Raw genomic sequence first — 22,462 nt, forward strand, 5'->3', positions numbered from 1 at the left:
ACTCGTAGGGAGTACCCCGTGGCCCAGATCGATGCCGTAGGAGCACGCGAAGTCCTCGATTCCCGAGGCAACCCGACGGTCGAGGTCGAGGTCCTCCTCGACGACGGCGTGGTCTCGCGCGCGCTCGTCCCGTCCGGTGCATCCACCGGCGCGTTCGAGGCGTACGAGCTCCGTGACGGCGACGCGAACCGCTACGGCGGCAAGGGCGTCCTGAAGGCCGTCGACGCCGTCCTCGACGAGATCGGCCCGGCGCTCGAGGGCTTCGACGCCACCGACCAGCGCCTCGTCGACGCCGCGCTCATCGAGCTCGACGGGACCGAGAACAAGTCGCGCCTCGGTGCGAACGCGATCCTCGGTGCCTCGCTCGCCGTCGCCCGCGCCGCCGCCGACTCGGCCGACCTGCCGCTGTTCCGCTACCTCGGCGGCCCGAACGCGCACACGCTGCCGGTCCCGCTGATGAACGTCGTCAACGGTGGTGCCCACGCGGACACCAACGTCGACATCCAGGAGTTCTTCCTCGTGCCCTACGGCGCCGAGAGCTTCTCCGAGGCGCTCCGCTGGGGCGTCGAGACGTACCACGCCCTCAAGGGCGAGCTGAAGAAGCAGGGCCTCGCGACCGGCCTGGGCGACGAGGGCGGCTTCGCCCCCGAGCTCGCCTCGAACCGCGCCGCGCTCGACTTCCTGCTCGCCGCGATCGAGAAGGCGGGCTTCACCCCGGGCAAGGACATCGCGCTCGGCCTCGACGTCGCCGCGACCGAGTTCTTCCACGACGGCAAGTACGCGTTCGAGGGCAAGCAGCTCTCGAGCGAGGAGTTCACCGGGTACTTCTCGGACCTCGTCGCGAACTACCCGCTCGTCACCATCGAGGACGCCCTGGCCGAGGACGACTGGGAGGGCTGGAAGCACCTCACGGCCGAGCTCGGCTCGAAGCTCCAGCTCGTCGGCGACGACCTGTACGTCACGAACCCGAAGCGCCTCCAGCGCGGCATCGACGAGCAGGCCGGCAACTCGATCCTGGTCAAGGTGAACCAGATCGGCACGCTGACCGAGACCCTCGACGCCGTCTCCCTGGCGCACCGCCACGGCATGACCGCGATCCTGTCGCACCGCTCGGGCGAGACCGAGGACACCACGATCGCGGACATCGCGGTCGCCGTCGACGGTGGGCAGATCAAGACCGGTGCCCCGGCCCGTTCGGACCGTGTCGCGAAGTACAACCAGCTCCTCCGCATCGAAGAGGAGCTCGGCGACGCCGCGGTCTACGCCGGCCGCACGGCGTTCCCGCGTGCAGCCGCGCTGTAACCCACGACACCACCGAGACGCCGTCCTCCTCCGGGAGGGCGGCGTCTCGTCGTTCCCGGGCTCCGCCCCCGCCCGTCGCGCGGGCCACATCTGGCACGCTCGGCCCCGAGCGGCGACAGGTTTCGCCCGCTCGACGGACCACCGGCGGCGTGTTGTGCCCGCTCGGGCCGACGGGGGTGACGGGGGCGACGGCGCGGCGGGGAGCACGGGCGGGAGCACGGGCCACGGAGCGACAGGGTGACAGGACGATGGCGAACGCGGTCGGCGGAAGCGACCACACGCCGGGACGGGACCGGCGGGGCGGGCCGGCACCGCGCCTCCAGGCCGGCTGGGAGGCGACCCCACGCCCGCGTGCCGGTCCCGGTCCGACCCGCCCAATCGGGTTATCGTCGTGACGTGCCCAGCCAGAAGCCCCGCGTCCGCCGCGTCCCCGTGGCCATGCCGGCGACCGGCGGCCACGAGCAGCCCTGGTACCGGACCATCCGGTTCTCCGGGTTCAGCCTGCTCATGCTCGCGATCATCGTGCTGTTCGTCGTGGTGCTCGCACCCTCGCTCCGGACGCTCGTGCAGCAGCAGGAGCAGATCGCCCAGCAGCAGCGCGAGGTCGCCGCGCAGAAGGCCGACGTCGCGCAGAAGAAGCAGGACGTGGCCCGCTGGGACGACCCGGCGTACATCGAGGCGCAGGCCCGCGACCGGCTGCTCTACGTCTACCCGGGTGAGGAGAGCTACCTCGTGATGGGGTCTGGCGAGGGCTCCGGGGACACGAAGGCCCGCACCGACTCGGGCAGCCCGGTGAGCTCGACCGTGCAGACGCCGAAGGTCGACTGGGTGCAGGCGATGCTGTCCTCGGTGCTCGAGTCCGGGCTGACGAAGAAGACCACCGACCAGCTCGTCGCACCGGACGTCTCGGGCACCGGCGACCCCACGGGCGCGGCCACCAGCGACACGAAGTAGGCCGAGCGCCGGGACTCGGGTAGGCTCACGTGCCCGTGACGACCCCTCCCTTCGACCCGCCCTCCGAGCACGACGTCCAGGTCGTGTCGGCGCAGCTCGGCCGACCGGCGCGCGACGTCATCGGGATCGCGGCACGCTGCGTCTGCGGCAACCCCACCGTCGTGTCCACGAAGCCGCGGCTGGGCAACGGCACCCCGTTCCCGACGCTCTACTACCTGTGCCACCCGGCGGCCACCGCCGCCGTGAGCACCCTCGAGGCGAACCAGGTCATGCCGGAACTGGCGGCCCTGCTCGAGGACGATACCGTGGCGGCGCAGTACCGTGCCGCGCACGAGTCCTACCTGGCCGACCGTGAGTCGATCGAGCACGTCGACGAGATCGACGGCATCAGCGCCGGTGGCATGCCCACCCGCGTGAAGTGCCTGCACGCGCTCGTCGGCCACGCCCTCGCTGCCGGACCCGGCGTCAACCCCATCGGCGACCTCGCGCTCGAGCGCATCGAGTGGTCGCCCTCCCGGTGCGAGTGCCGGGCGTATGATGGCATGGCAGACGCCGGAGTCGGGGCGGGTGGCGGCGAACTCTGACCAGCCTCCCGGCAACCACCCCACTCCAAGGAGATCATCCCCCGTGCCCAAGATCCTCGTCGTCGGCGGCGGTTACGCCGGTTTCTACACCGCCTGGAAGCTCGAGAAGCACCTTCGTCAGGGCGAAGCCGAGGTCACCATGGTGGACCCGCTGCCCTACATGACGTACCAGCCGTTCCTGCCCGAGGTGGCCGCCGGCTCGATCGAGCCGCGTCACGCGGTCGTCTCGCACCGTCGTCACCTCAAGAAGACCCGCGTCGTCACGGCGAAGGTCACGAAGGTCGACCACGCCACCAAGACCGCGACGATCACCCCGGCCGAGGGCGAGGCGTGGGAGGAGTCCTACGACCAGATCGTCATGACCGCCGGTGCCGTCTCCCGCACGTTCCCGATCCCGGGCGTCGCGGACGAGGCCATCGGGCTGAAGACCATCGAGGAAGCCGCGGCGATCCGCGACAAGATCCTCGTGAACTTCCACAAGGCAGCGACCCTGCCGGCCGGTCCCGAGCGTGACCGCCTGCTCACGGTCGTCGTCGTCGGTGGTGGCTTCGCCGGCATCGAGGTGTTCGCCGAGCTCCGCTCCTTCGCGTCCGACCTGCTCAAGAGCTACCCCGAGCTGTCCTTCGACGACACGCACTTCCACCTCGTCGAGGCGATGGGCCGCATCATGCCCGAGGTGTCGCTCGAGACCTCGCACTGGGTGCTCGAGAACCTCGCGTCCCGCGGTGCCACCGTGCACCTCGAGACGCAGCTCGCCTCGGCCGAGGGCGGCGTCTGCCAGCTCAAGGCGAAGGACGACTCGATCGAGACCATCGAGTCCGACCTCATCATCTGGACCGCCGGCGTCATGGCGAACCCGATGGTCAAGGGCACCGACTTCCCGCTCGAGCAGCGCGGCCGCATCCGCGTCCAGCCCGACCTGCGGGTCGTGGACGACGAGGGTGTCATCGCCGACGCGTGGGCCTGCGGCGATGTCGCGGCCGTGCCGGACCTCACCGGCGGCGGCGTGGGCGGCTTCTGCGTCCCGAACGCCCAGCACGCGGTCCGTCAGGCCAAGCAGCTCGCGAAGAACCTCGTCGCCGTGCTCCGTGGCGAGGCGACGAACGACTACAAGCACGAGAACCTCGGCGCCGTCGCGGGCCTCGGTCTCGGCATCGGTGTCTTCCAGTCCGGCAAGTTCGCGATGAAGGGCTTCCTCGCCTGGGGCGCCCACCGCGGCTACCACGGCCTGGCGATGCCGTCGTGGGAGCGCAAGTGGCGCGTCATCGGCGACTGGGTGGGTGGCTTCTTCCTCGGCCGCGACATCGCGTCGCTCGACGACCGCGAGACCCCTCGTGCTTCGTTCGAGGCCTGGGCCTCGCGGCCGAAGCCCGCGGTCGAGGCGTCGGCTCCGGCCGCCGCGGCGCCGGCCCCGGAGGAGGGCAAGCCCGCCGACGCGGCCGGCCCCGCGTACGCGACGCCCGCCGAGGACGTCTCGAAGGACGCGCAGCCGGTCGAGGCCGCTGCCGACGCCAAGTAGGCGTCGCACCGCACGCACGCACGACACGACGGCCGTCGCCCCGGTGGGGCGGCGGCCGTCGTCGCGTCGGTAGGCTGTTGCGGCTGCGCCCCCGTGGCCCAACCGGTAGAGGCATGCGACTTAAAATCGCCGAGTTGTGGGTTCGAGTCCCACCGGGGGTACGGAACGTCGCCACTGCGAGGACCACCTAGCATCGTGTCCGTGGTCGGACTCGGAAGCGCCCTCGCGAACCTGCGCAACGCCCTCGGACGCCCCGAGGCCCACGTCGAGGTCGTCGACGGCGAGACCGTCCCCACCGGCATGCTCCTCGGCACGCTCGGCGCCCTGCTCCTCGACGCCGGCAGCTCCGTCACCGACGTCCGCTCGGCGCTCGAGAAGGCCCGCGACGCCGCCGGGGTGGGGCCGACCCTCGCCGTGGGGGTCCTGCCCGCGCTCGTGATGGTGAGCGAGGTCGCGACGGGCGCCGCCACGATCGTGAACGCCGAGGGCATCGAGCTCTCCTCGCGCCAGGCAGCCCGCGCGAACCGGCTCGTGCTCGGCCTGGAGAGCGGGTCGATCGGCCTCGCCGAGATCCCCGCCCGCGTCCGGGCCATCCGCGCGGGCACCGTGCCGCCCCCGGCCCTGCCGTGGATCGTCGGCAACGCCCTGACCTCGGCTGGTCTCGCGGTGGTGTTCCGCTGCCCGTGGTGGGCGGTCCTGCTCGCGCTCGGCGTCGGCGCCCTCGTCGGGGTGATCAGCTTCGTGCTGCGCCGCTTCCGCGAGGCCGTCGCGATCATCCCGTTCCTCGGGGCGTTCGTCTCGACGAGCATCGTCGGCCTCGTCGCCGCCGGCACCGGCTTCGACCACGTGCCCCTGTTCGCCGTGTGCGCGCCCGTCGCGGTGTTCGTCCCGGGTGCGCTCATCACGAACGCGCTGCTCGAGCTCACCGCGGCGGACATCGTCACCGGGTCGTCGCGGCTCGTCCAGGGGCTCATCACGCTCGGGTTCATGGCCGCGGGCATCGCCGCCGGCAGCGCGCTCACCGGACTGCGGGTCGACCCGGCCTCCGCGGCGCTCGTGGGGGAGGTCGCCGGCGTCGGCACGGACCGCGGCGGGTGGGAGGCCGTGCCGTCCTACTGGGTGTCGTGGGTGGCGGTCGTCGGGCTCGCGGTCGGCCTCGGCCTGGTCTTCCGGTCCGGGTGGCGGCTGACGCTCGTGTCCGTCGCGGTCATGATCACCGCCTACGCGGTGGTGAGTGGCACGACGCCGGTGTGGGGAAGCGTCGTCGCGACGGGAGCGGCGGCGGCCCTGCTGTTCGTCGCGACCCGACTGCTCGAGCGGCTCGTGCCCGTGATCCCGGCGACCGTGTCGTTCTTCCCCGCGTTCCTGCTCCTCGTCCCCGGGACGGTCGGGCTGGTGGCGGTCGCGACGTTCGACCCGCAGGCGCTCGGCGTCCCCCTCGCGACGTTCGTGTCGCTGTGCATCGGGACGAAGATCGGCGGCCTCCTGCCCGGGCTCTTCGCACGTAACGCACCACACCCGCGCGCGGACGCGACCGACGCGGCCCGCTGAGTGCGGCGGTCGCCGGGACGGGACGGACGACGGACGGGAGGCGCGTGACGGGCCCGCCCCGTGCCTCCCGTCCGGTGTCCACGCACCACGTGACGGACGTCGCGGTTCAGCGTGCCGTGTCGCCGCCGACGGCGGCGCCGGGTCGGCGCTGCCACCACCAGCCGACGACCAGGAGGGCCACCGCGGCCGTCGCGAGGGTGGTGACGACCCCGGGACCCGTCGGCCGGATCGCCGAGCCGGCGTAGACCGCGGCCGCCAGGGCGAGGGACGCGACCGCGAGACCGACGTACCGGCCCCGGGCCGCGTCGAGCAGCGTGGCACCCGCGGAGCCGGCGAGCGGGACGAGCGAGACGACCAGCGCACCGATGCCGCCGACGCAGAGCGTGGTGGTGAACTCGGAGCCGAGCGCGGTCCAGAAGCCGGTGTCCGGGGTCACGGAGTGCAGCACCCAGCCGACCACGGTGACCACGAGGAGTGCGCCGGTGCGGGCGGTGGCGCTGCGGACACCCGCGGCCAGACCGGACCCGAGACGGAGTGCGCCGGTGTCGGCTCCCGGGCGGCCGACCGGGACGAGGACGGCGCCCACGACCAGGGCGGGGGAGACGTCCGTCGTCCGGGTGAGCGCGCAGGCGACGAGCGCGGCGAGGACGAGCCACGGCGAGACGCGGAAGCCGACCGTGCCGCGGTCGCGCCCCGCAGCCCAGCGGGTCGCGACCACCACGGCCGCGGTGAGCACGGCCGAGCCGGAGAGCACGGCGACGGCGAGGCGGACGTAGCGGGCCTCGAGACCGACCCCGACGCCGAGCAGCGTCGCGACCGTGACGATCCCGACACCGAGCGCGACGGCTGCCCAGGTGGGCAGCACGTCGTCGCCGAGGCGACGCTCGGCGCGCGTGCGGTTCCGGCCGAGGACGCCGGCGAAGGGGTTGCGGAGCCACGAGGTCCGGAGGCGTCCCCGCGCCGCCGCACCGACGAGGGCGAGCGGCGTCGTGACGAGGACCAGGAACCCGGCGGCGACCGCGGTCGCCACGAGGACGGTGCCCCACGAGAACGACGCTGCCAGCGACGGCACTCCGCGGTCGTAGGTCGTCGCGGCCGCCCAGTCGCCCGCGGGACCGGACCAGTCCGGGACGCCGCGGCCCCCGGGGCCGCCCGCGGTGCCGGCGCTGCCGTCCGTCGTGCCGCCGGGGCCGCTGCCCGCGCTGCCCGGCGCCCCGCCGCCGCCCGCGCTCGGCGTCGTGCCGGGCGTGGCGCCCGCGGTCCGTCCAGGGGTACCGGTCGGCGATGCGTTCGACGCCGTGCCCGACGGGGTGCCCGGTGCCGTGCTCGGGGACGTGGTGGAGCCGCTCGCCCGGACGCGGATCGTGGGGGAGGACGGGGAGACGTTGCCCGCGGCGTCCTGCTGCAGGGCGGTGACCGCGTGCGTGCCCCCGCTCAGGACCGAACCCTCGGTCGAGCAGCGCCAGCGGCCGTCGTCGCCGACCCGGGTCCGGCAGACCGGAGCGCGGTCGACGTACGCCGTGACGGTGGCGCCCGGCTCGCCCGAGCCCGCGATCGTGGTCCCCCCGGCGTCGACGGTGGACCCGGATCGCGGTGTCTCGATGCGCGGGGCCGACGGCGGCGTGCGGTCGAGCGTGACGGTCCGCGGCGTGGACGCAGCACTGCGGAGGTCCGATCGGTAGCCGCCCGCGGTGCTCGCCGTCTGCGAGGCCGTCACCGTGAGGCGGCCGTCCTGCGCGGCGACCGACCCGAGCGCCACGGTCCAGGTGCCGTCGGCGCGCACGGTGGCGACCGCCTCGCCGCGGGCGCCGACGACGCCGACGGTGACCGTCGCGCCGGGCAGGCCCGTGCCCGAGAGCGGACCCGCGGTCGGACCGGCGGTGGTGACGGACGGCGGGACGACGACGTCCGAGGCGGGGGCGTTCGACGAGCCCAGTGCGGGGGCGTCGCGGTCCGTGACGCTGAACACCTGCTGCGGCCCCGAGCGGACCGTCGCCATGCAGGCCCAGGTACCGTCGGCGCCCACCGTGCCCGTGCAGCCCGTCCCGCCCGGACCGGTGATCCGGACGGTGTGTCGGGGGGTGCCGGTCCCGTGCAGGCGGACGGTCGCGGTCGTGACGTCGCCCGGGTCGGCGATGGTCGGGCGGACGGCGGGGCGGTCGGTGGGGGTCGGTGTCGGGGAGTCGGAGCCCGAGCCGCCGGCGTCGGGCGGGAGCGAGCCGAGCAGGGGTGCCGGGGTGCCCGTGGGGGCGGGGGTGGCCTTGGTGGCGGTGCGCTCGGCGGGTGCGGCTGTTGCGGCTGTCGTGTCGGCTGTGCCGTCGGTCTCGGTGGTGGTGGTGGCTGCGGGCGCGGCGGCGTCCGGCGTGGCCACGCCTGGCTTCGCGGTGCTGGTCGCGGTCGTGGACGTGGACATGGACGAGGTGGCGGCCGTCGCCTCAGCCGGGGTGCCCAGCACGAGTGCGCCGGACAGGGCGAGCGCCGCCGCCGCGGACAGGGCGGCGACCGTGCCGACGAGTCGCCGGGCGCGGCCGTCGCCCCCGACGGCCGTCTCGTCCACGTTGTCCCCGAGCGTGTTCACCGCCTCCATCAGACGTGATCCGCGCGCCGCGGTCAATCCGCCGCACGGATGATGTGTCCGACGGTGCACGAGCCCGCACGGCGCCCGGACGCCCGGTGGACGCCACTCGGGAATCACCCGTGAACCGTGGCCGCGGTCGGTCCTCCCGGGAGCGCCTCGGTAGGATCGTGGGCGGCCCTCGCACGGCCACGCACCGCCCGCGGCACGCCGCGCGGTACCCGACGCGCAAAGGAGTACGCCCGATGGACACCGGACTCGTCACGACGCTCATCGTCGTCGCCGTGGTGGTGGTCCTGCTCGTCGTGGTCGGGATCGCCCTCTGGTCGAGCTACCGGTCGCTGATGTCCCTCACGGGACGGGTCGACGCCTCGTGGAACGACGTCGCCACCCACCTGCAGCGTCGCGCGGACCTCATCCCCACGATCGTCGAGACCGTGCAGGGCTACGCCACGCACGAGAAGGCCGTCTTCGCGGACGTCAGCAAGGCCCGGGCGGAGACGCTCAGTGCCGCGGACGCCCCGAGCGCCTCGGTGGCCGAGGGCCACATGCAGAAGGCCCTGAAGAGCGTGTTCTCCGTCGCCGAGGGCTACCCGCAGCTCCAGTCGAGCCAGGCGTTCCTGCAGCTGCAGTCCGAGCTCGTCGAGACCGAGGACCGCATCCAGGCCGCGCGACGCTCGTACAACGGCGGCGTCCGCGAGCTCAACACCAAGATCAAGCACTTCCCCACGTCGACGTTCGCGAAGAGCAAGGGCGTGCAGGAGGCGTCGTTCTTCGAGACCGCCGAGCCCTCGGCCATCGCCGAACCCCCGCGCGTCCAGTTCTGACCGCGTCGGCTCGGTCGCCCCGCAGCGCGACCGGTGACCGTCAGGCCGCGTCGTCCGTCGGCGTCGACTCGGGAGCGTCAACGTCGTCCGCTGCGACGTGCGGCACGAGCGGCACACCGAGCGCCCCGGCGACGGCTGCCGCAGCGGTGCCGCGGGCGGTGACCTCGACGCCGTCGAGTCCCTGCCAGGTCGCGGTCCGCCGCAGGGTCTCCGCGAGCCGCTCGGCGTCCAGGTGCTCTCCGGGCTCCTGCCAGGCCGTCCGGACCCGGAGCAGCCCGCGTTGCCGGTCGCTCTTCAGGTCGATCCGCCCGGTCAGCCGGTCGTCCTGCAGGACCGGCAGCACGTAGTAGCCGAACACCCGCTTCGGTGCCGGCGTGTAGATCTCGATCCGGTAGTGGAAGCCGTACATCCGCTCGGCCCGGCGACGGAACCACACGACCGGGTCGAAGGGGCTCAGCACAGCGTCTGCGGTCAGGCGTCGGGGCACCCGGGCGTCGGCGTGCAGCCAGGCCCGCTCCTTCCAGCCCTCGACCGTCACCGGCACGAGCTCGCCGCGTTCGACGAGCTCGGCCACGGCCGCGGCGGTGTCGTCCGAGCGCAGTCGGAAGTAGTCGGCGAGGTCCGCGCGCGTCGCGACCCCGAGCGCACGGCCCGCGCGCCGCACGAGTTCGGTGACGGCGGTGGTCCGGTCGGGGGCGGTCTCGAGGGCCCCGGGTGCCAGGACCTGCTCGGGCAGCGCGTAGACGCGTTCGAAACCGGACCGTCCGGCGCTCACGACCTCGCCCCAGCGGAACAGCTGCTCGAGCCCGGTCTTCACGTCGCTCCACCCCCACCACGGGCCTCGGCGGACGTTCGCCTCGTGCTCGACGGCGCTCGCGGGCATCGGCCCCTCGACCCGGAGCAGGGCGAGCAGCTCGCGTCGGACACCGGCGGTCCGCTCGACGCCCTCGATCCGGTTCGGGCGAGCGTCACGCTCCCGGAACGCGTCCATGCGCCAGCGGAACAGCGGCAGGTCGGTCCGGGCGACGAACGCCGCCTCGTGCGCCCAGTACTCGGCGTACGGACCGCGACGGGTCATGGTCAGACGGTCCAGCGTGGCCCGGTCGTACGACCCGAGCCTGGCGAACAGCGGCAGGTAGTGGCTCCGCTCGAACACGTTCACGGAGTCGATCTGCAACAGCCCGAGCCGCGCGAACCCGGCCGTGAGCGTCCGGGTCGACACGGTGTCGGCGGGGGCGGCGCCGAAACCCTGCGCCGCGAGCGCGACCCGTCGTGCCTCGGCGGCGGAGAGCGTCGTCCTGACCATGAGGACGACGCTACCGAGCCGCGCCGACACGGCCCGCTGACGCGTATGCCGCATCTGGAACGTCCGATGTGCCGCGTCGGTACACTCGCTGGCATGGCCTGGGGCAAGAAGACGCATCCCGATCCCGTCGTCGAGGACTCGGTGCCCACCGGCATGCGGATCGCCGGCGCTTGGTCGTGGCGCGTGCTCGTCGTGCTCGGGGTCGTCGCGGTGGTCATCTACCTCGTCACGCTGTTCAGCGAGGTGCTCATCCCGTTCCTCATCGGCATCGTCGTGGCGGCGCTCCTCGTCCCGCTGTCGAACTGGATGCAGCGGCACCACGTCCCGAAGTGGATCGCGGTCGTGGTCAGCCTGGTCGGCGGGCTCGCGGCGGTCGCTGGTCTGATCTGGCTCGTCGTCGACCAGATCGCCGCGTCCTACCCCTCCCTGCGCGACCGGACGCTGTCGCAGTACGACACCATCCGCGAGTTCGTCACCAACTCCGGACTCGGGATCAGCCAGGGCGACCTCAACAAGTACCTCAGCCAGGCCACCGACTGGCTCTCGAGCAACTCGGGGTCGATCCTGTCCGGCGTCGCCAGTGCCGGGTCGTCGCTGACGCACCTGCTCGCCGGGCTCTTCGTCGTGATCTTCACCGTGATCTTCCTGCTGATCGACGGCAAGAACGTCTGGCGCTGGACCGTCCGGCTCTTCCCGAAGAAGGCGCGCGCGGCCATCGACGGCGCCGGGGTCGCGGGGTGGACCACCCTGACGAGCTTCATCCGCGTGCAGATCTTCGTGGCGTTCGTCGACGCCGTCGGCATCGGCATCGGTGCGGCCGCCCTGCAGCTGCCGCTCGTCATCCCGATCGCGGTGTTCGTGTTCCTCGGCGCGTTCATCCCGGTCGTCGGCGCGATCGTCACCGGCTTCCTCGCCGTCTTCATCGCGCTCATCTTCAACGGCTGGGTCGCCGCGGTGATCATGCTCGGCGTGATCCTCGTCGTGCAGCAGGTCGAGGGGCACATCCTGCAGCCGCTCGTGATGGGCAGCGCGGTCAAGGTGCACCCGCTGGCCGTCGTGCTCGGTGTGACGGCGGCGTCCGGGCTCGCGGGCATCGCGGGGGCGTTCTTCGCGGTGCCGCTCATCGCGACCGTCAACTCCATGGTGACGACGATCGCGAGCGGGCGGTGGAAGGGCCTCGACTCGGACCACGTGCTCGAGGCGAAGCAGCGCGACCACCACGCGAGTGTCGAGGCGAAGCGGAAGCGGCGCTGGCGGAAGCGGCACCCCGACGGCGTGCCCGCTCCCGGCAGCGACGAGCAGCCGACCGCGGCGAAGGGCACCGCGGGCTGAGCGCCTCCACAGGCCGCTCGTCACGAGTTCGCCGTGCGGCCCGGGAGCGACGATGATGGTCCCGTGACCGACACCACCACGCCCCGACCGCAGACCGCCGCGTACCCGACGCTCGCGGACATCGAGGCAGCGCGGGAGACCATCGCCGGGGTCGCACGCGTCACGCCGATGGAGACGTCGCAGTTCCTCGCCGAGCTGCTCGGCTCACCGGTGCACCTGAAGTGCGAGAACCTGCAGCGCACCGGCGCGTACAAGGTCCGCGGCGCGTACAACCGTCTCTCCACGCTCAGTCCCGAGCAGCGTGCAGCGGGAGTCGTCGCCGCCAGCGCCGGCAACCACGCGCAGGGGGTCGCGCTCGCCGCCCGGGAGCTCGGCATCCCCGCCACCATCTTCACCCCGGTCGGCGTCGCCCTGCCGAAGCTGCAGGCGACCAGACACTACGGCGCCGAGGTCGTCCTGCGCGGGCACTCCGTCGAGGAGGCGCTCTCGGCCGCGAAGGACTTCGCCGCCCGGACCGGCGCCGTGTTCATCCCGCCGTTCGACCACCCCGCCGTGATCGCGGGCCAGGGCACGCTCGGCCTCGAGATCATCGACCAGGTGCCGGACGTCGACACCGTGGTCGTGCCGATCGGCGGCGGCGGCGTGATCGCCGGCATCGCCCTGGCCGTGAAGGGCACGGCGGAGCGGCTCGGCCGCGAGATCAAGGTCATCGGCGTGCAGGCCGAGAACGCCGCCGCCTACCCGTCGTCGATCCGAGCGGGGGAGCCGGTCACGGTCGCGACCACGCCGACGATCGCCGACGGCATCGCCGTGGCCCGCCCGGGCGACCTCAACTTCCCGATCATCCGCGACCACGTCGACGAGATCGTCACGGTCTCCGATGACGACACCGCCCGCGCGCTGCTCGTGCTGCTCGAGCGGGCGAAGCTCGTCGTCGAGGCAGCGGGCGCGGTCGGCGTCGCGGCGATCATGTCCGGCGCGGTCAAGGACACCGGCCGCACGGTCGTGCTGCTGAGCGGCGGCAACATCGACCCGCTCATGATGGAGCGCGTGATCACCCGCGGGCTCGTCGCGGCGTCGCGGTACATCGGCATCCGGATCATGCTGCCGGACCGTCCGGGACAGCTCGCCCGTGTCGCGCAGGTCATCTCCGAGGCCGGCGCGAACGTCGTCGAGGTGCTGCACACCCGGCACGGCCAGGGCCTCGTCATCAACGAGGTCGCGCTCGACCTGTCGATCGAGGCCCGCGGCCCCGAGCACGCGCAAGAGGTCATCAAGCGCCTGCACGAGGTCGGGTTCCGCCCCGAGCTCCTCGAGCACTAGAGAACCCGTCAGCGGTCCGCACGGACCGCGCGCGTGACCGTCAGGGTTCCGTCTGCGACGGGGCGGACGGCCGGGAGGCGCGTGATGCTGCCGTCATGACCCTCACGTCGATCCTCCCCTCGCTCCGCGCTTCGCTCCCCGATCCCCTCGACCCGGTGCTCTGGCCGGCGAGCACCGAGGCGACGACCGACGACGTCCGGGTGCGTGCGGTGTCCATGCAGCGACTCGCGGCGGTCGCGGGGACACCCTGCGTGCACACCGCGGAGCAGGCACCGCCGCGGTACCGCCCGCGCGACTGGGTGCCGCGGGACGTCTGCGTCGCCGTGGCCGCGGTCGCCCGGGTCCGGCGGCCCTGGGGCGTGCTGCTCGTCGAGCTCGACGCGGTGCTGCCCGACTGCGCCGTGCTCGCCGAGGCCCGACTGATCGGCCGCCGGTCGGTGGCTCCGGCTGCGGCGGTCACCGTGACGACGAACCCGACGGGGACGGCCGGTCGCGATGCGGTGCTGCCCGGGGACGTCGCGGTGGGGGACCTGGTGTGCTTCCCGTGCGCCCGAGCGCTGACGCACCGCGAGGTCGCGACGCTCTGACGCGCGCGCCGGGCGCCGGGCGCCGACGCTCCCGCGTCGATGCCCGTCGAACCGGAGATGCCCGTCGAACCAGAGAACCGACGTGGAACCGGGGCGGGTGCCCGGTTCGACGTCGGTTCTGTGGTTCGTCACGTCCCGCACGGTGCGGGGCCGATCGGGCTACGGCTCGTAGCGATCGACCTTCGTTACCGTGACGGCGATCTCCTTGCCGTTGGGCGCCGTGTACGTGGTCTCGTCGCCGGCACGCATGCCCACGATGGCCGCGCCGACCGGGCTGACCGGGCTGTAGACGGTGAGGTCCGAGCCGTCCGCGACGATCTCGCGGTTGCCGACGAGGAACGTCGACTCGTCGCCGGCGATCACGGCGGTGACGACCGTGCCGGGTTCGACGGTGCCGTCGAAGTCCGCTTCGCCGACCGTGGCGTGCTTGAGGAGCTCGGTGAGCTGGCGGATGCGCGCCTCGATCTTGCCCTGCTCGTCCTTCGCGGCGTGGTAGCCGCCGTTCTCCTTCAGGTCGCCCTCTTCACGTGCCGCCTCGATGCGGTCCGCGATCTCCTTGCGGGCGGGGCCGGAGAGCTGCTCGAGCTCGGCCGTCAAGCGGTCGTGCGCCTCCTGGGTCAGCCAGGTGACCTGGGGGTCGTTGCTCATGTGGGTTCCCTTCGACAGAGAACGAGACCGGCCGGTGTGGCCGGTCTCGCTCGCGAATCAGACGAGTCTAGGGAACCCAGCAGTCGTGGATCAAGCCGGTCACGCCGCGCGTCGTGGTGTTCACAGGCGTCGTGATGCTGCGGGTGCGTTCGTTCGACGGCGGCAGCGTGACGACCTTCCACCCGACGATCGAGTACGACTTGTCGAGGGCCTGCACGGCGCACTTCGCCTCGGTCCCGGGGTCGACGGACACCTGGGAGTGCACGACGGTCTCGTGGTCGGAGACGACCTGGTAACCGACGTCCGTGCTGTCGAGCCCGTGCGAGCTCTGGTCGAGCCCGGCCCAGACCACCCAGGCGGCGAACACCACGACCACGGCGGCGGCGGCCACGATCGCGAGCAGTCGGGAGCGCTTCCGGTTGCCCGCGGTGCGACCGTAGCGGTCGTCCAGGGTCGCCGCGGTGGCGCCGGCCGGAGCGGTGCGGGTGGCGTCGGGGGCGACGGGGGGAAGCGGTTCGGACAGTTCGGGGCTCCTGGGGTGATTATCCTGGTCCCAGGGTAGGCCACGCCCCGCTGTGCACCGCCCGAATCCCACTCGTCTCCGAAGGGACCCCCGTGCCGTTCCGCCTGCTGGCCGTCCACGCCCACCCCGACGACGAGTCGAGCAAGGGAGCGGCCACCGCGGCGAAGTACGTCGCCGAGGGCCACCAGGTCATGGTCGTCTCGTGCACGGGCGGCGAGGCCGGGGACATCCTCAACGACCACCTCGGCGAGCCGGCGACGAGCCGCGCGCACCGCGACATGGCCGGGTACCGCCGCACCGAGATGGCCGCCGCGCAGGCCGCGCTCGGGATCGAGCACGTCTGGCTCGGGTACCACGACTCCGGGTTGCCCGACGCCGAGCAGGGCGAGACGGTCCGTCCGGGCACGTTCTCCACCGTCCCGCTCGAGTACTCGACCGAGACGCTCGTCCGCGTGGTCCGTCGGTTCCGTCCGCACGTGCTCGTCACCTACGACGAGAACGGCGGCTACCCGCACCCGGACCACATCCGCACGCACGAGGTCTCGGTCGCCGCCTGGCGCGACGCCGCGGACCCGACGAAGTACCCGGCGGCCGGCCCGGCGTGGGCGGTGTCGAAGCTCTACTACGAGCGGACGATGAACCCACGGCGCTTCCGGACGATCTACGACGCCATGCGGGAGCGGAACCCGGAGGACACGGCGCTCGTGCAGCTCGGCGAGTGGGTCGAGCGCTTCGCGGACCGACCGGACCTGTCCACGTCGCACGTCGACGTCCGCGACCACTTCGACGCCCGTGACGCCGCGCTCCGTGCGCACGCGAGCCAGGTGCCGCCGGACAGCGCCTTCTTCTCCTGGCCGAACGACCTCCTCGCGACGGTGTGGCCCACCGAGGACTACCAGCTCGTCGAGGCACGCGTGCCCACCGACCTGCCGGAGTCCGACCTGTTCGCGGGGATCCCCGAGGACGAGGACACCACCGCGTGAGCACCATCACGGCGACGATCATCGCCGCCACGAACCCCAGCCCGAGCCCGTCGACCGTCCCGGACGTCGACGTCACCCCCGGCGTCGCGGGCTTCATCGCCATCGCGGTCGTCGCCGTGGTGACGATCCTGCTCGTGGTCGACATGACGCGTCGCATCCGGCGGACGCGCTACCGCGCCGAGATCCGGGAGCGCCTGGAGCAGGGCGACGCCGGGACCGCGACGGACGAGCCGGAGCGGCGGTCGGCCGAGGACGGCCGCACCGACGTGGGCGACGACACCGAACGCGGGTAGAAGGCACCACCGACGGACTGGCGCGGCCCGCTCAGCGGTGACGCGCCAGCGGCACGCGGGCCGCGCCGACCGAGCTTGCGAGGGAGGCGTGGCGGGACCGCCACGCGCCTCGCGTCCGTGACGCGCCCCGGAACGGTCAGCGCACCGGGTGCAGCGCCACGATGAGCACACCCACCCACTGGGCGGCGAAGGCCACGACCGTCAGGGCGTGGAAGACCTCGTGGAACCCGAACACCGTCGGGGCGGGGTCGGGACGCTTGAAGCCGTACACGAGCGCACCGAGGATGTAGGCGAGCCCGCCGGAGAGCACCAGGACCGTCATCGGGACGCTCGCGGCGAAGAACTGCGGCAGCAGCCCCAGCGCGGCGCATCCGAGCACGAGGTAGATCGGGACGTACAGCCAGCGCGGCGCACCGATCCACAGCACGCGGAACGCGATGCCCAGCGCGGCGCCGGACCACATCACCCAGAGCACGACGACCATCAGCGTGTGCGGCAGGGCGCAGATCGCGATCGGCGTGTACGTGCCGGCGATGAGCAGCAGGATGTTCGTGTGGTCGATCCGCTTGAGGACCTTCTTGACCGTCGGCCCCCACGGGAACCGGTGGTACGTCGCGGAGACGCCGAACAGCAGCAGGGACGACGCCATGAAGACGGCGCTCCCGGCCTTCGCGGCCGCACTGTCGGCGAGCGTGATGAGCACGACGCCCATCGCGACGGCGAACGGGAACGTGCCGAGGTGGATCCACCCGCGCCAGGCCGGACGGGGCGGCTCGGTGACGGCTTCCTCGGTGAACGGGACGTGGGGGAGGGTCGCGGTCTCGTCCTGCATGGGGCGACAGTAGGGCCACTGCCCGAACGGCAGCCGAACATCGGAGGATCGGTGCACTACAGTCGTGCCGTGAGCGGCAGGGTGCAGTGGGCCGGGCGCGGGATCCTCTACCGCGCCTACCAGCGTCGTATCCGCCGCCAGATCGACGGACAGGCGATGCCGAAGCACGTCGCCATGATCGTCGACGGAAACCGCCGCTGGGCGAAGCAGCTCGGACTCGAGTCCGCGGCGCACGGACACCGGGCCGGCGCGGCGAAGATCCCCGAGTTCCTGGACTGGTGCGACGACCTCGGCATCGAGGTCGTGACGCTGTACCTGCTGTCGTCGGACAACCTGACCGGCCGTGGCGGCGAGGAACTCGAGCAGCTCATCGGCATCATCGCCGACCTGGCCGGCACGCTCGCCGACCACCGCGACTGGCGCGTCCAGCACGTCGGGGCGAACGAGGGGCTGCCCACGGCGCTCGTCGACGCGCTCGAGACCGCCGAGGCGAAGACCGCGGAGCACACCGGCCTGCACGTCAACCTGGCGGTCGGCTACGGCGGCCGCCGCGAGATCGCGGACGCCATGCGGAGCATCGTGCGGGCGCACGGCGAGGGCGGCGGCACGCTCGACACCCTGGCCGAGGTGCTGACCCCGGAGCTCATCGGCGACCACCTGTACACGCAGGGGCAGCCGGACCCGGACCTCGTGATCCGGACGTCGGGCGAGCAGCGGCTCTCCGACTTCATGCTGTGGCAGAGCGCGCACAGCGAGTTCTACTTCGTCGAGGCCTTCTACCCGGACCTGCGCGAGGTGGACTTCCTGCGCGCCGTCCGCGACTTCGGCCTGCGGTCCCGACGCTTCGGCGGCTGAGGGCGCGCCGGAGCCGTCCTGCGGTCGCCGCTCGCGCCGCGTCCTCCGGTGCGTCCGGCGGCCTGCGTTCGCCCGCGCCCGGGCATCCCAGTACACTCACAGGGTTCTCCACCCACGGAAGGTTGCCCCTGTGAACACCACCGAGTACGCCGCCGGCTTCGCCGAGGAGCCCGGCTACCTCGACCACGCCGCGTTCGGTCCCGTGCAGACCGCGGTGCTCGAGGAGCAGCGCGTGCTCGGGACCATCCAGGAGCACATGCGCTTCGGCGCCATGGAGACGCTCGACGAGCAGGACGCCCGTGTCCGGACGGTCGCCGCGCGGCTGGTCGGCCGGCGTGAGGACCAGGTCGTCTCCCAGACCGCGACGACCCCGGGGCTGCTGCACACCGCGTTCGGCCTGACCGGTGGCGTGCTCGTCGCCGCGGACGAGTACCCGTCGCTGCCCCTCGCCCTCGCGAGCGCCGCCTCGGCCACGGGCGGCCGCGTGCAGCCCGTCGTCGTCGAGTCCGGCGCCGGGTGGATGACGCCGTCGCTCATCGCGTCGCGGCTCTCGGACGACGTCACCGCGGTCGCCGTGTCCCTCGTGGACTGGCAGACCGGGTACCTCGCCGACCTCGCCGCGATCCGCGAGGTCATCGGCGACCGGCTCCTGATCGTCGACGCGATCCAGGGCTTCGGCGTCGTGGACGCCCCGTACGAGCTCGCGGACGTCGTCGCGACCGGCGGGCAGAAGTGGCTGCACGCCGGCTGGGGCACGGGCTTCACGGCCTTCAGCGACCGCGCCCTGAACCGCCTGCGCCCGGCGCTGTCCGGCCCGCAGGGCACCACCGGTTGGCCGACCGAGGTGCCCTCGGTGAAGCCCGGGGCCGCCGGGTTCCAGATGACCAGGACCGATCCGGTCGCCCAGGCCCGCACGGCCGTCGCGCTCGAACGGCTCGTGTCCGTCGGCGTGGCCGCGGTGCAGGAGCAGGTCGCCGAGCGGGTCGAGCGGGTCTTCGACATCGCCGACGAGTTCGGGCTGTCCGTCGAGTCGAGCCGCGACCCGCGCGAGCGCGCCGGGATCGTCGTGCTCCGGCCGCCGCAGGGCCGTCTCACGGCGCTGTCCGCCGCCTTCCACAACCACGGGGTCACCGCCACGACGCGGCTCGGGGTCGCCCGGGTGTCGGTGTTCGCGTCCACGACGGACGAGACGCTCGACATGTTCCGCGACGCCTGCCTGTCCTACGCGACCATGCAGTGATGCCGGTCGCGCAGGTGCGCGCGGACGGACGCGAGCCGCGCGGCGGCGTCGCCTCGAGCCTCCAGGCCGGAACTGTCCCGTTCACGTGACCGTAACCTGCCGAACAGCGTGTCGGGATGCCGCTGTCGGAGGGCGGACGTAGCTTGGCCCCATCGGGCACCGCGCCCGATCGAAGCGGCCACAGTCGGTGCTTCGGGACCCGCTCCACGGCCGCGTCGAGGACAGTGACCGGGCCGCGCGCGGCCCGGGGATGGAGTGGTCGTGACCTCTCAGAACGTCTCTCGCGGAACCCAGCAGCACCACACCGCGGACTCGTCCACCTCGGTCGCCCAGCGCACGTTCGTGCTCGACACATCGGTGCTCCTCAGCGATCCGCGGGCGTTGTTCCGCTTCGCCGAGCACGCGGTCGTCCTGCCCGTCGTCGTCGTCAGCGAACTGGAGGCCAAGCGCAACGACCCGGAGATCGGGTACTTCGCGCGGCAGGCCCTCCGACTCCTCGACGAGCTGCGCATCGAACACGAACGACTCGACTTCCCGATCGCCCTCGCCGACGGCGGGTCGTTCCGGGTCGAGCTGAACCACTCCAACCAGTCGGTGCTGCCCTCGGGCCTGCAGCTCGGTGACAACGACTCCCGGATCCTCGCGGTCGCGATGAACCTGGCGAACGACGGACTCGACGTCGTCGTCGTGTCGAAGGACCTGCCGCTCCGGGTCAAGGCGTCGTCGATCGGCATGGCGGCGGAGGAGTACCGCGCCGAGCTCGCCGTCGACTCCGGCTACACGGGCATCACCGACCTGCAGGTGTCGGGCGAGCAGATGGCCGACCTGTACGAGCGCGAGGAGGTCCCGTCGTCGCAGCTCGCCGGTGTCCCGGTCAACACGGGGGTCGTCATCCACTCGGAGCGCGGGTCGGCCCTCGGCCGGGTGCACACCGCCGGGTCCGTCGCCCTGGTGCGCGGGGACCGCGAGGTCTTCGGGCTCCGTGGGCGCTCGGCGGAGCAGCGGCTCGCGATCGACGCCCTGCTCGACCCGGAGATCGGCATCGTCTCGCTCGGCGGGTCAGCGGGCACCGGCAAGTCGGCGCTCGCGCTCTGCGCCGGGCTCGAGGCCGTCCTCGAACGGCAGCAGCACAAGAAGATCATGGTGTTCCGGCCGCTCTACGCGGTGGGCGGCCAGGAGCTCGGCTTCCTGCCCGGCGACGCCAACGAGAAGATGAACCCGTGGGCGCAGGCGGTGTTCGACACCCTCGGCGCGCTGGTGTCCGACAACGTCCTGGACGAGGTCGTCGAGCGCGGCATGCTCGAGGTGCTCCCGCTGACCCACATCCGCGGGCGCTCCCTGCACGACGCGTTCGTGATCGTCGACGAGGCACAGTCCCTCGAGCGCAACGTCCTGCTCACCATGCTCTCGCGCATCGGGCAGAACTCGCGGGTGGTCCTGACGCACGACGTGGCGCAGCGGGACAACCTGCGCGTCGGGCGGCACGACGGGGTCGCGTCGGTCATCGAGCGGCTGAAGGGGCACCCGCTGTTCGCGCACGTCACGCTGACGCGCTCCGAGCGTTCGGCGATCGCAGCGCTCGTGACGGACCTGCTCGACTCGCCGGACCTGGTGTAGCGCGCGGGGCGGACGCGACCCCGGGACGGACGGGAGGCACGGTGCCAGCCGGCACCGTGCCTCCCGTCCGTCGGTGGGTGCGCCCGTCAGTTCGGGTGCGTCATCGACAGCACGTCCAGAGCGCTGTCGAGCTGCTCCTCGGTGACCTCGCCCCGCTCGACGTGGCCGAGGGCCACGACGGCCTCACGCACGGTGATGCCCTCGGCGACGGCGTACTTCGCGACCTTCGCGGCGGCCTCGTAGCCGATGACCCGGTTGAGCGGCGTCACGATCGACGGCGACGACTCGGCGAAGGCCCGCGCGCGCTCGAGGTTCGCCTGCAGCCCGTCGATCGTCTTGTCGGCGAGGACCCGCGAGCTGTTCGCGAGCAGGCGGATCGACTCGAGGAGCGCGGTGCCCATCACCGGGATCGCGACGTTCAGCTCGAACGCGCCCGAGGCCCCGGCCCACGCGATGGTGGCGTCGTTGCCGATCACGCGCGCGGCGACCATGAGCGTGGCCTCGGGGATGACCGGGTTGACCTTGCCGGGCATGATCGACGACCCCGGCTGCAGGTCGGGGATGTGCAGCTCGCCCAGGCCGGTGTTCGGACCGGAGCCCATCCAGCGCAGGTCGTTGTTGATCTTCGTCAGGCTGACCGCGATGACCTTGAGCGCGCCGGACGCCTCGACCAGGGCGTCACGCGCGCCCTGCGCCTCGAAGTGGTCGAGCGCCTCGGTGATCGGCAGCCCGGTGTCGGACGCCAGCTGCGCGATGACGCGCTGCGGGAAGCCCTTCGGGGTGTTGATGCCGGTGCCGACCGCGGTGCCGCCGAGCGGGACCTCGGCGACGCGGGGGAGCGTCGCCTGCACCCGCTCGACCCCGAGCCGGACCTGGCGCGCGTAGCCGCCGAACTCCTGGCCGAGGGTGACCGGCGTCGCGTCCATCAGGTGCGTGCGGCCGGACTTCACCGCGTCGGCCCAGAGCGTCGCCTTGGCCTCGAGGGACTCGGCGAGGTGCTCGAGCGCCGGGACGAGGGTGCGGATGAGCGCCTCGGTCACGGCGACGTGCACGGAGGTCGGGAACACGTCGTTCGAGGACTGCGACGCGTTGACGTGGTCGTTCGGGTGCACGTCCGACCCGGCGATCCGGGTGGCGAGCGTCGCGAGGACCTCGTTCATGTTCATGTTCGACGAGGTGCCGCTGCCGGTCTGGTAGACGTCGACCGGGAACTGGTCGTGGTGCTGCCCGCCGATGACAGCGTCCGCGGCCTGCGCGATCGCGTCCGAGACGGCCGGGTCGACGATGCCGAGCTCGCCGTTGACGACCGCGGCGGCGCGCTTGATCCGGGCGAGCGCGACGATCTGCGCCGACTCGAGGCCGGCACCGGAGATCGGGAAGTTCTCGACGGCACGCTGGGTCTGGGCGCGGTAGAGCGCCGACGCCGGTACCCGGACCTCGCCCATGGTGTCGTGCTCGATGCGGTAGTCGCCCTCGGGGGTGCTGTCCGGGGCGGTGGTCGCGGTGGTGTCGGTCACGTCGTCGTGGTCCTTCCTGTCGTGCTCGCCGGCGCGGTCGCGTCGACGCGGTCGTACGGTCCCGTCGGTGTCGGGGCCTGCGTCGTCGGCGCCG

Annotated in this window: 20 protein-coding genes and 1 tRNA gene; 15 read left to right on the forward strand and 6 right to left on the reverse strand. The window is 72.8% G+C overall.

Annotated features, from left to right (window positions below):
• Window positions 1–18: 18 nt before the first annotated feature.
• The 6 genes from eno to FB462_RS04870 all read left to right on the forward strand — a co-directional run bounded on the left by eno (window position 19) and on the right by FB462_RS04870 (window position 5,910).
• Entirely contained in the window at window positions 19–1,302 is a 1,284-nt protein-coding gene (eno, locus tag FB462_RS04845) for a phosphopyruvate hydratase (protein WP_058728084.1), read from the forward strand.
• 396 nt (window positions 1,303–1,698) lie between these two features.
• A complete protein-coding gene (locus FB462_RS04850) occupies window positions 1,699–2,256 on the forward strand; it encodes an FtsB family cell division protein (RefSeq protein WP_141860494.1) in 558 nt (185 codons plus the stop codon).
• A 35-nt stretch (window positions 2,257–2,291) separates the two neighbouring features.
• On the forward strand, window positions 2,292–2,840 hold the full coding sequence (locus FB462_RS04855) for a DUF501 domain-containing protein (protein WP_114849163.1): 549 nt from the start codon (window positions 2,292–2,294) through the stop codon (window positions 2,838–2,840).
• 43 nt (window positions 2,841–2,883) lie between these two features.
• Complete coding sequence (locus FB462_RS04860) at window positions 2,884–4,359, forward strand: NAD(P)/FAD-dependent oxidoreductase (RefSeq protein WP_058743367.1); 1,476 nt, start codon at window positions 2,884–2,886, stop codon at window positions 4,357–4,359.
• 87 nt (window positions 4,360–4,446) lie between these two features.
• Window positions 4,447–4,520 (forward strand) — tRNA-Leu (locus tag FB462_RS04865).
• A gap of 40 nt (window positions 4,521–4,560) precedes the next feature.
• Window positions 4,561–5,910, forward strand: coding sequence for a threonine/serine exporter family protein (locus FB462_RS04870; RefSeq protein ID WP_141860496.1), 1,350 nt, complete (start codon window positions 4,561–4,563; stop codon window positions 5,908–5,910).
• 106 nt (window positions 5,911–6,016) lie between these two features.
• Here the strand turns inward: FB462_RS04870 and FB462_RS04875 are convergent, their stop codons facing one another.
• The gene (locus FB462_RS04875; RefSeq protein ID WP_141860498.1) at window positions 6,017–8,488 is read right to left on the reverse strand and encodes an Ig-like domain-containing protein; all 2,472 of its coding nucleotides are present in this window, start codon (window positions 8,486–8,488) and stop codon (window positions 6,017–6,019) included.
• 242 nt (window positions 8,489–8,730) lie between these two features.
• Here FB462_RS04875 and FB462_RS04880 point away from each other — a divergent pair, with 242 nt between their 5' ends.
• Window positions 8,731–9,312 carry a LemA family protein gene (locus FB462_RS04880; protein ID WP_141860500.1) on the forward strand — a complete coding sequence of 194 codons (582 nt, stop codon included), beginning with the start codon at window positions 8,731–8,733 and terminating at the stop codon, window positions 9,310–9,312.
• 40 nt (window positions 9,313–9,352) lie between these two features.
• Here the strand turns inward: FB462_RS04880 and FB462_RS04885 are convergent, their stop codons facing one another.
• Window positions 9,353–10,618, reverse strand: a complete 1,266-nt coding sequence (locus FB462_RS04885; RefSeq protein ID WP_141860502.1) for a winged helix-turn-helix domain-containing protein — start codon at window positions 10,616–10,618, stop codon at window positions 9,353–9,355.
• 93 nt (window positions 10,619–10,711) lie between these two features.
• Between FB462_RS04885 and FB462_RS04890 the strand changes: the two genes are divergently transcribed.
• From FB462_RS04890 to FB462_RS04900, 3 genes are all read left to right on the forward strand, one after another.
• Window positions 10,712–11,950: an AI-2E family transporter gene (locus FB462_RS04890; RefSeq protein ID WP_114848908.1), complete on the forward strand. Its 1,239-nt coding sequence runs from the start codon at window positions 10,712–10,714 to the stop codon at window positions 11,948–11,950.
• Window positions 11,951–12,013: 63 nt separating this feature from the next.
• On the forward strand, window positions 12,014–13,273 hold the full coding sequence (ilvA, locus tag FB462_RS04895; protein WP_114848909.1) for a threonine ammonia-lyase: 1,260 nt from the start codon (window positions 12,014–12,016) through the stop codon (window positions 13,271–13,273).
• Between the two features lie 95 nt (window positions 13,274–13,368).
• Window positions 13,369–13,860: a hypothetical protein gene (locus tag FB462_RS04900; RefSeq protein ID WP_141860504.1), complete on the forward strand. Its 492-nt coding sequence runs from the start codon at window positions 13,369–13,371 to the stop codon at window positions 13,858–13,860.
• Window positions 13,861–14,019: 159 nt separating this feature from the next.
• Here FB462_RS04900 and greA read toward each other — a convergent pair whose 3' ends face one another.
• On the reverse strand, window positions 14,020–14,508 hold the full coding sequence (gene greA / locus FB462_RS04905) for a transcription elongation factor GreA (protein WP_141860506.1): 489 nt from the start codon (window positions 14,506–14,508) through the stop codon (window positions 14,020–14,022).
• Window positions 14,509–14,575: 67 nt separating this feature from the next.
• A complete protein-coding gene (locus FB462_RS17220; protein ID WP_167510018.1) occupies window positions 14,576–14,899 on the reverse strand; it encodes a DUF4307 domain-containing protein in 324 nt (107 codons plus the stop codon).
• A gap of 224 nt (window positions 14,900–15,123) precedes the next feature.
• On the opposite strand from FB462_RS17220, the gene mca reads away from it, so the two are divergent.
• Together mca and FB462_RS04920 are read left to right on the forward strand one after the other, a co-directional pair.
• Entirely contained in the window at window positions 15,124–16,014 is an 891-nt protein-coding gene (gene mca / locus FB462_RS04915; RefSeq protein ID WP_181819151.1) for a mycothiol conjugate amidase Mca, read from the forward strand.
• On the forward strand, window positions 16,011–16,307 hold the full coding sequence (locus FB462_RS04920; RefSeq protein WP_141860508.1) for a hypothetical protein: 297 nt from the start codon (window positions 16,011–16,013) through the stop codon (window positions 16,305–16,307). Before mca ends, FB462_RS04920 begins: the two co-directional genes overlap by 4 nt.
• Window positions 16,308–16,443: 136 nt before the next feature.
• On the opposite strand, the gene trhA is transcribed toward FB462_RS04920, so the two are convergent.
• Window positions 16,444–17,139, reverse strand: coding sequence for a PAQR family membrane homeostasis protein TrhA (trhA, locus tag FB462_RS04925; protein WP_058742782.1), 696 nt, complete (start codon window positions 17,137–17,139; stop codon window positions 16,444–16,446).
• A gap of 69 nt (window positions 17,140–17,208) precedes the next feature.
• Here trhA and FB462_RS04930 point away from each other — a divergent pair, with 69 nt between their 5' ends.
• The 3 genes from FB462_RS04930 (at window position 17,209) to phoH2 (ending at window position 20,851) form a co-directional block, all read left to right on the forward strand.
• Window positions 17,209–17,994 (forward strand): isoprenyl transferase, encoded by a 786-nt coding sequence (locus FB462_RS04930; protein WP_114848914.1) that lies wholly within the window; start codon window positions 17,209–17,211, stop codon window positions 17,992–17,994.
• A 130-nt stretch (window positions 17,995–18,124) separates the two neighbouring features.
• A complete protein-coding gene (locus tag FB462_RS04935; RefSeq protein ID WP_141860510.1) occupies window positions 18,125–19,234 on the forward strand; it encodes an aminotransferase class V-fold PLP-dependent enzyme in 1,110 nt (369 codons plus the stop codon).
• Window positions 19,235–19,489: 255 nt separating this feature from the next.
• Window positions 19,490–20,851, forward strand: coding sequence for an RNA 5'-3' helicase PhoH2 (gene phoH2, locus FB462_RS04940; RefSeq protein WP_188868842.1), 1,362 nt, complete (start codon window positions 19,490–19,492; stop codon window positions 20,849–20,851).
• A gap of 86 nt (window positions 20,852–20,937) precedes the next feature.
• Here phoH2 and FB462_RS04945 read toward each other — a convergent pair whose 3' ends face one another.
• Window positions 20,938–22,368, reverse strand: coding sequence for a class II fumarate hydratase (locus FB462_RS04945; RefSeq protein ID WP_167510019.1), 1,431 nt, complete (start codon window positions 22,366–22,368; stop codon window positions 20,938–20,940).
• Between the last annotated feature and the right edge of the window lie 94 nt (window positions 22,369–22,462).

This window comes from Curtobacterium citreum, from assembly GCF_006715175.1.
GTDB classification, from domain to species: domain Bacteria; phylum Actinomycetota; class Actinomycetes; order Actinomycetales; family Microbacteriaceae; genus Curtobacterium; species Curtobacterium citreum.

Bases quoted from the DNA above. Each gene is read 5' to 3' on its own strand.
- FB462_RS04880 (WP_141860500.1), top strand. From the start codon at position 8,731: ATGGACACCGGACTCGTCACGACGCTCATCGTCGTCGCCGTGGTGGTG.
- FB462_RS04885 (WP_141860502.1), bottom strand. From the start codon at position 10,618: ATGGTCAGGACGACGCTCTCCGCCGCCGAGGCACGACGGGTCGCGCTC.
- FB462_RS04890 (WP_114848908.1), top strand. From the start codon at position 10,712: ATGGCCTGGGGCAAGAAGACGCATCCCGATCCCGTCGTCGAGGACTCG.
- FB462_RS04900 (WP_141860504.1), top strand. From the start codon at position 13,369: ATGACCCTCACGTCGATCCTCCCCTCGCTCCGCGCTTCGCTCCCCGAT.
- greA (WP_141860506.1), bottom strand. From the start codon at position 14,508: ATGAGCAACGACCCCCAGGTCACCTGGCTGACCCAGGAGGCGCACGAC.
- trhA (WP_058742782.1), bottom strand. From the start codon at position 17,139: ATGCAGGACGAGACCGCGACCCTCCCCCACGTCCCGTTCACCGAGGAA.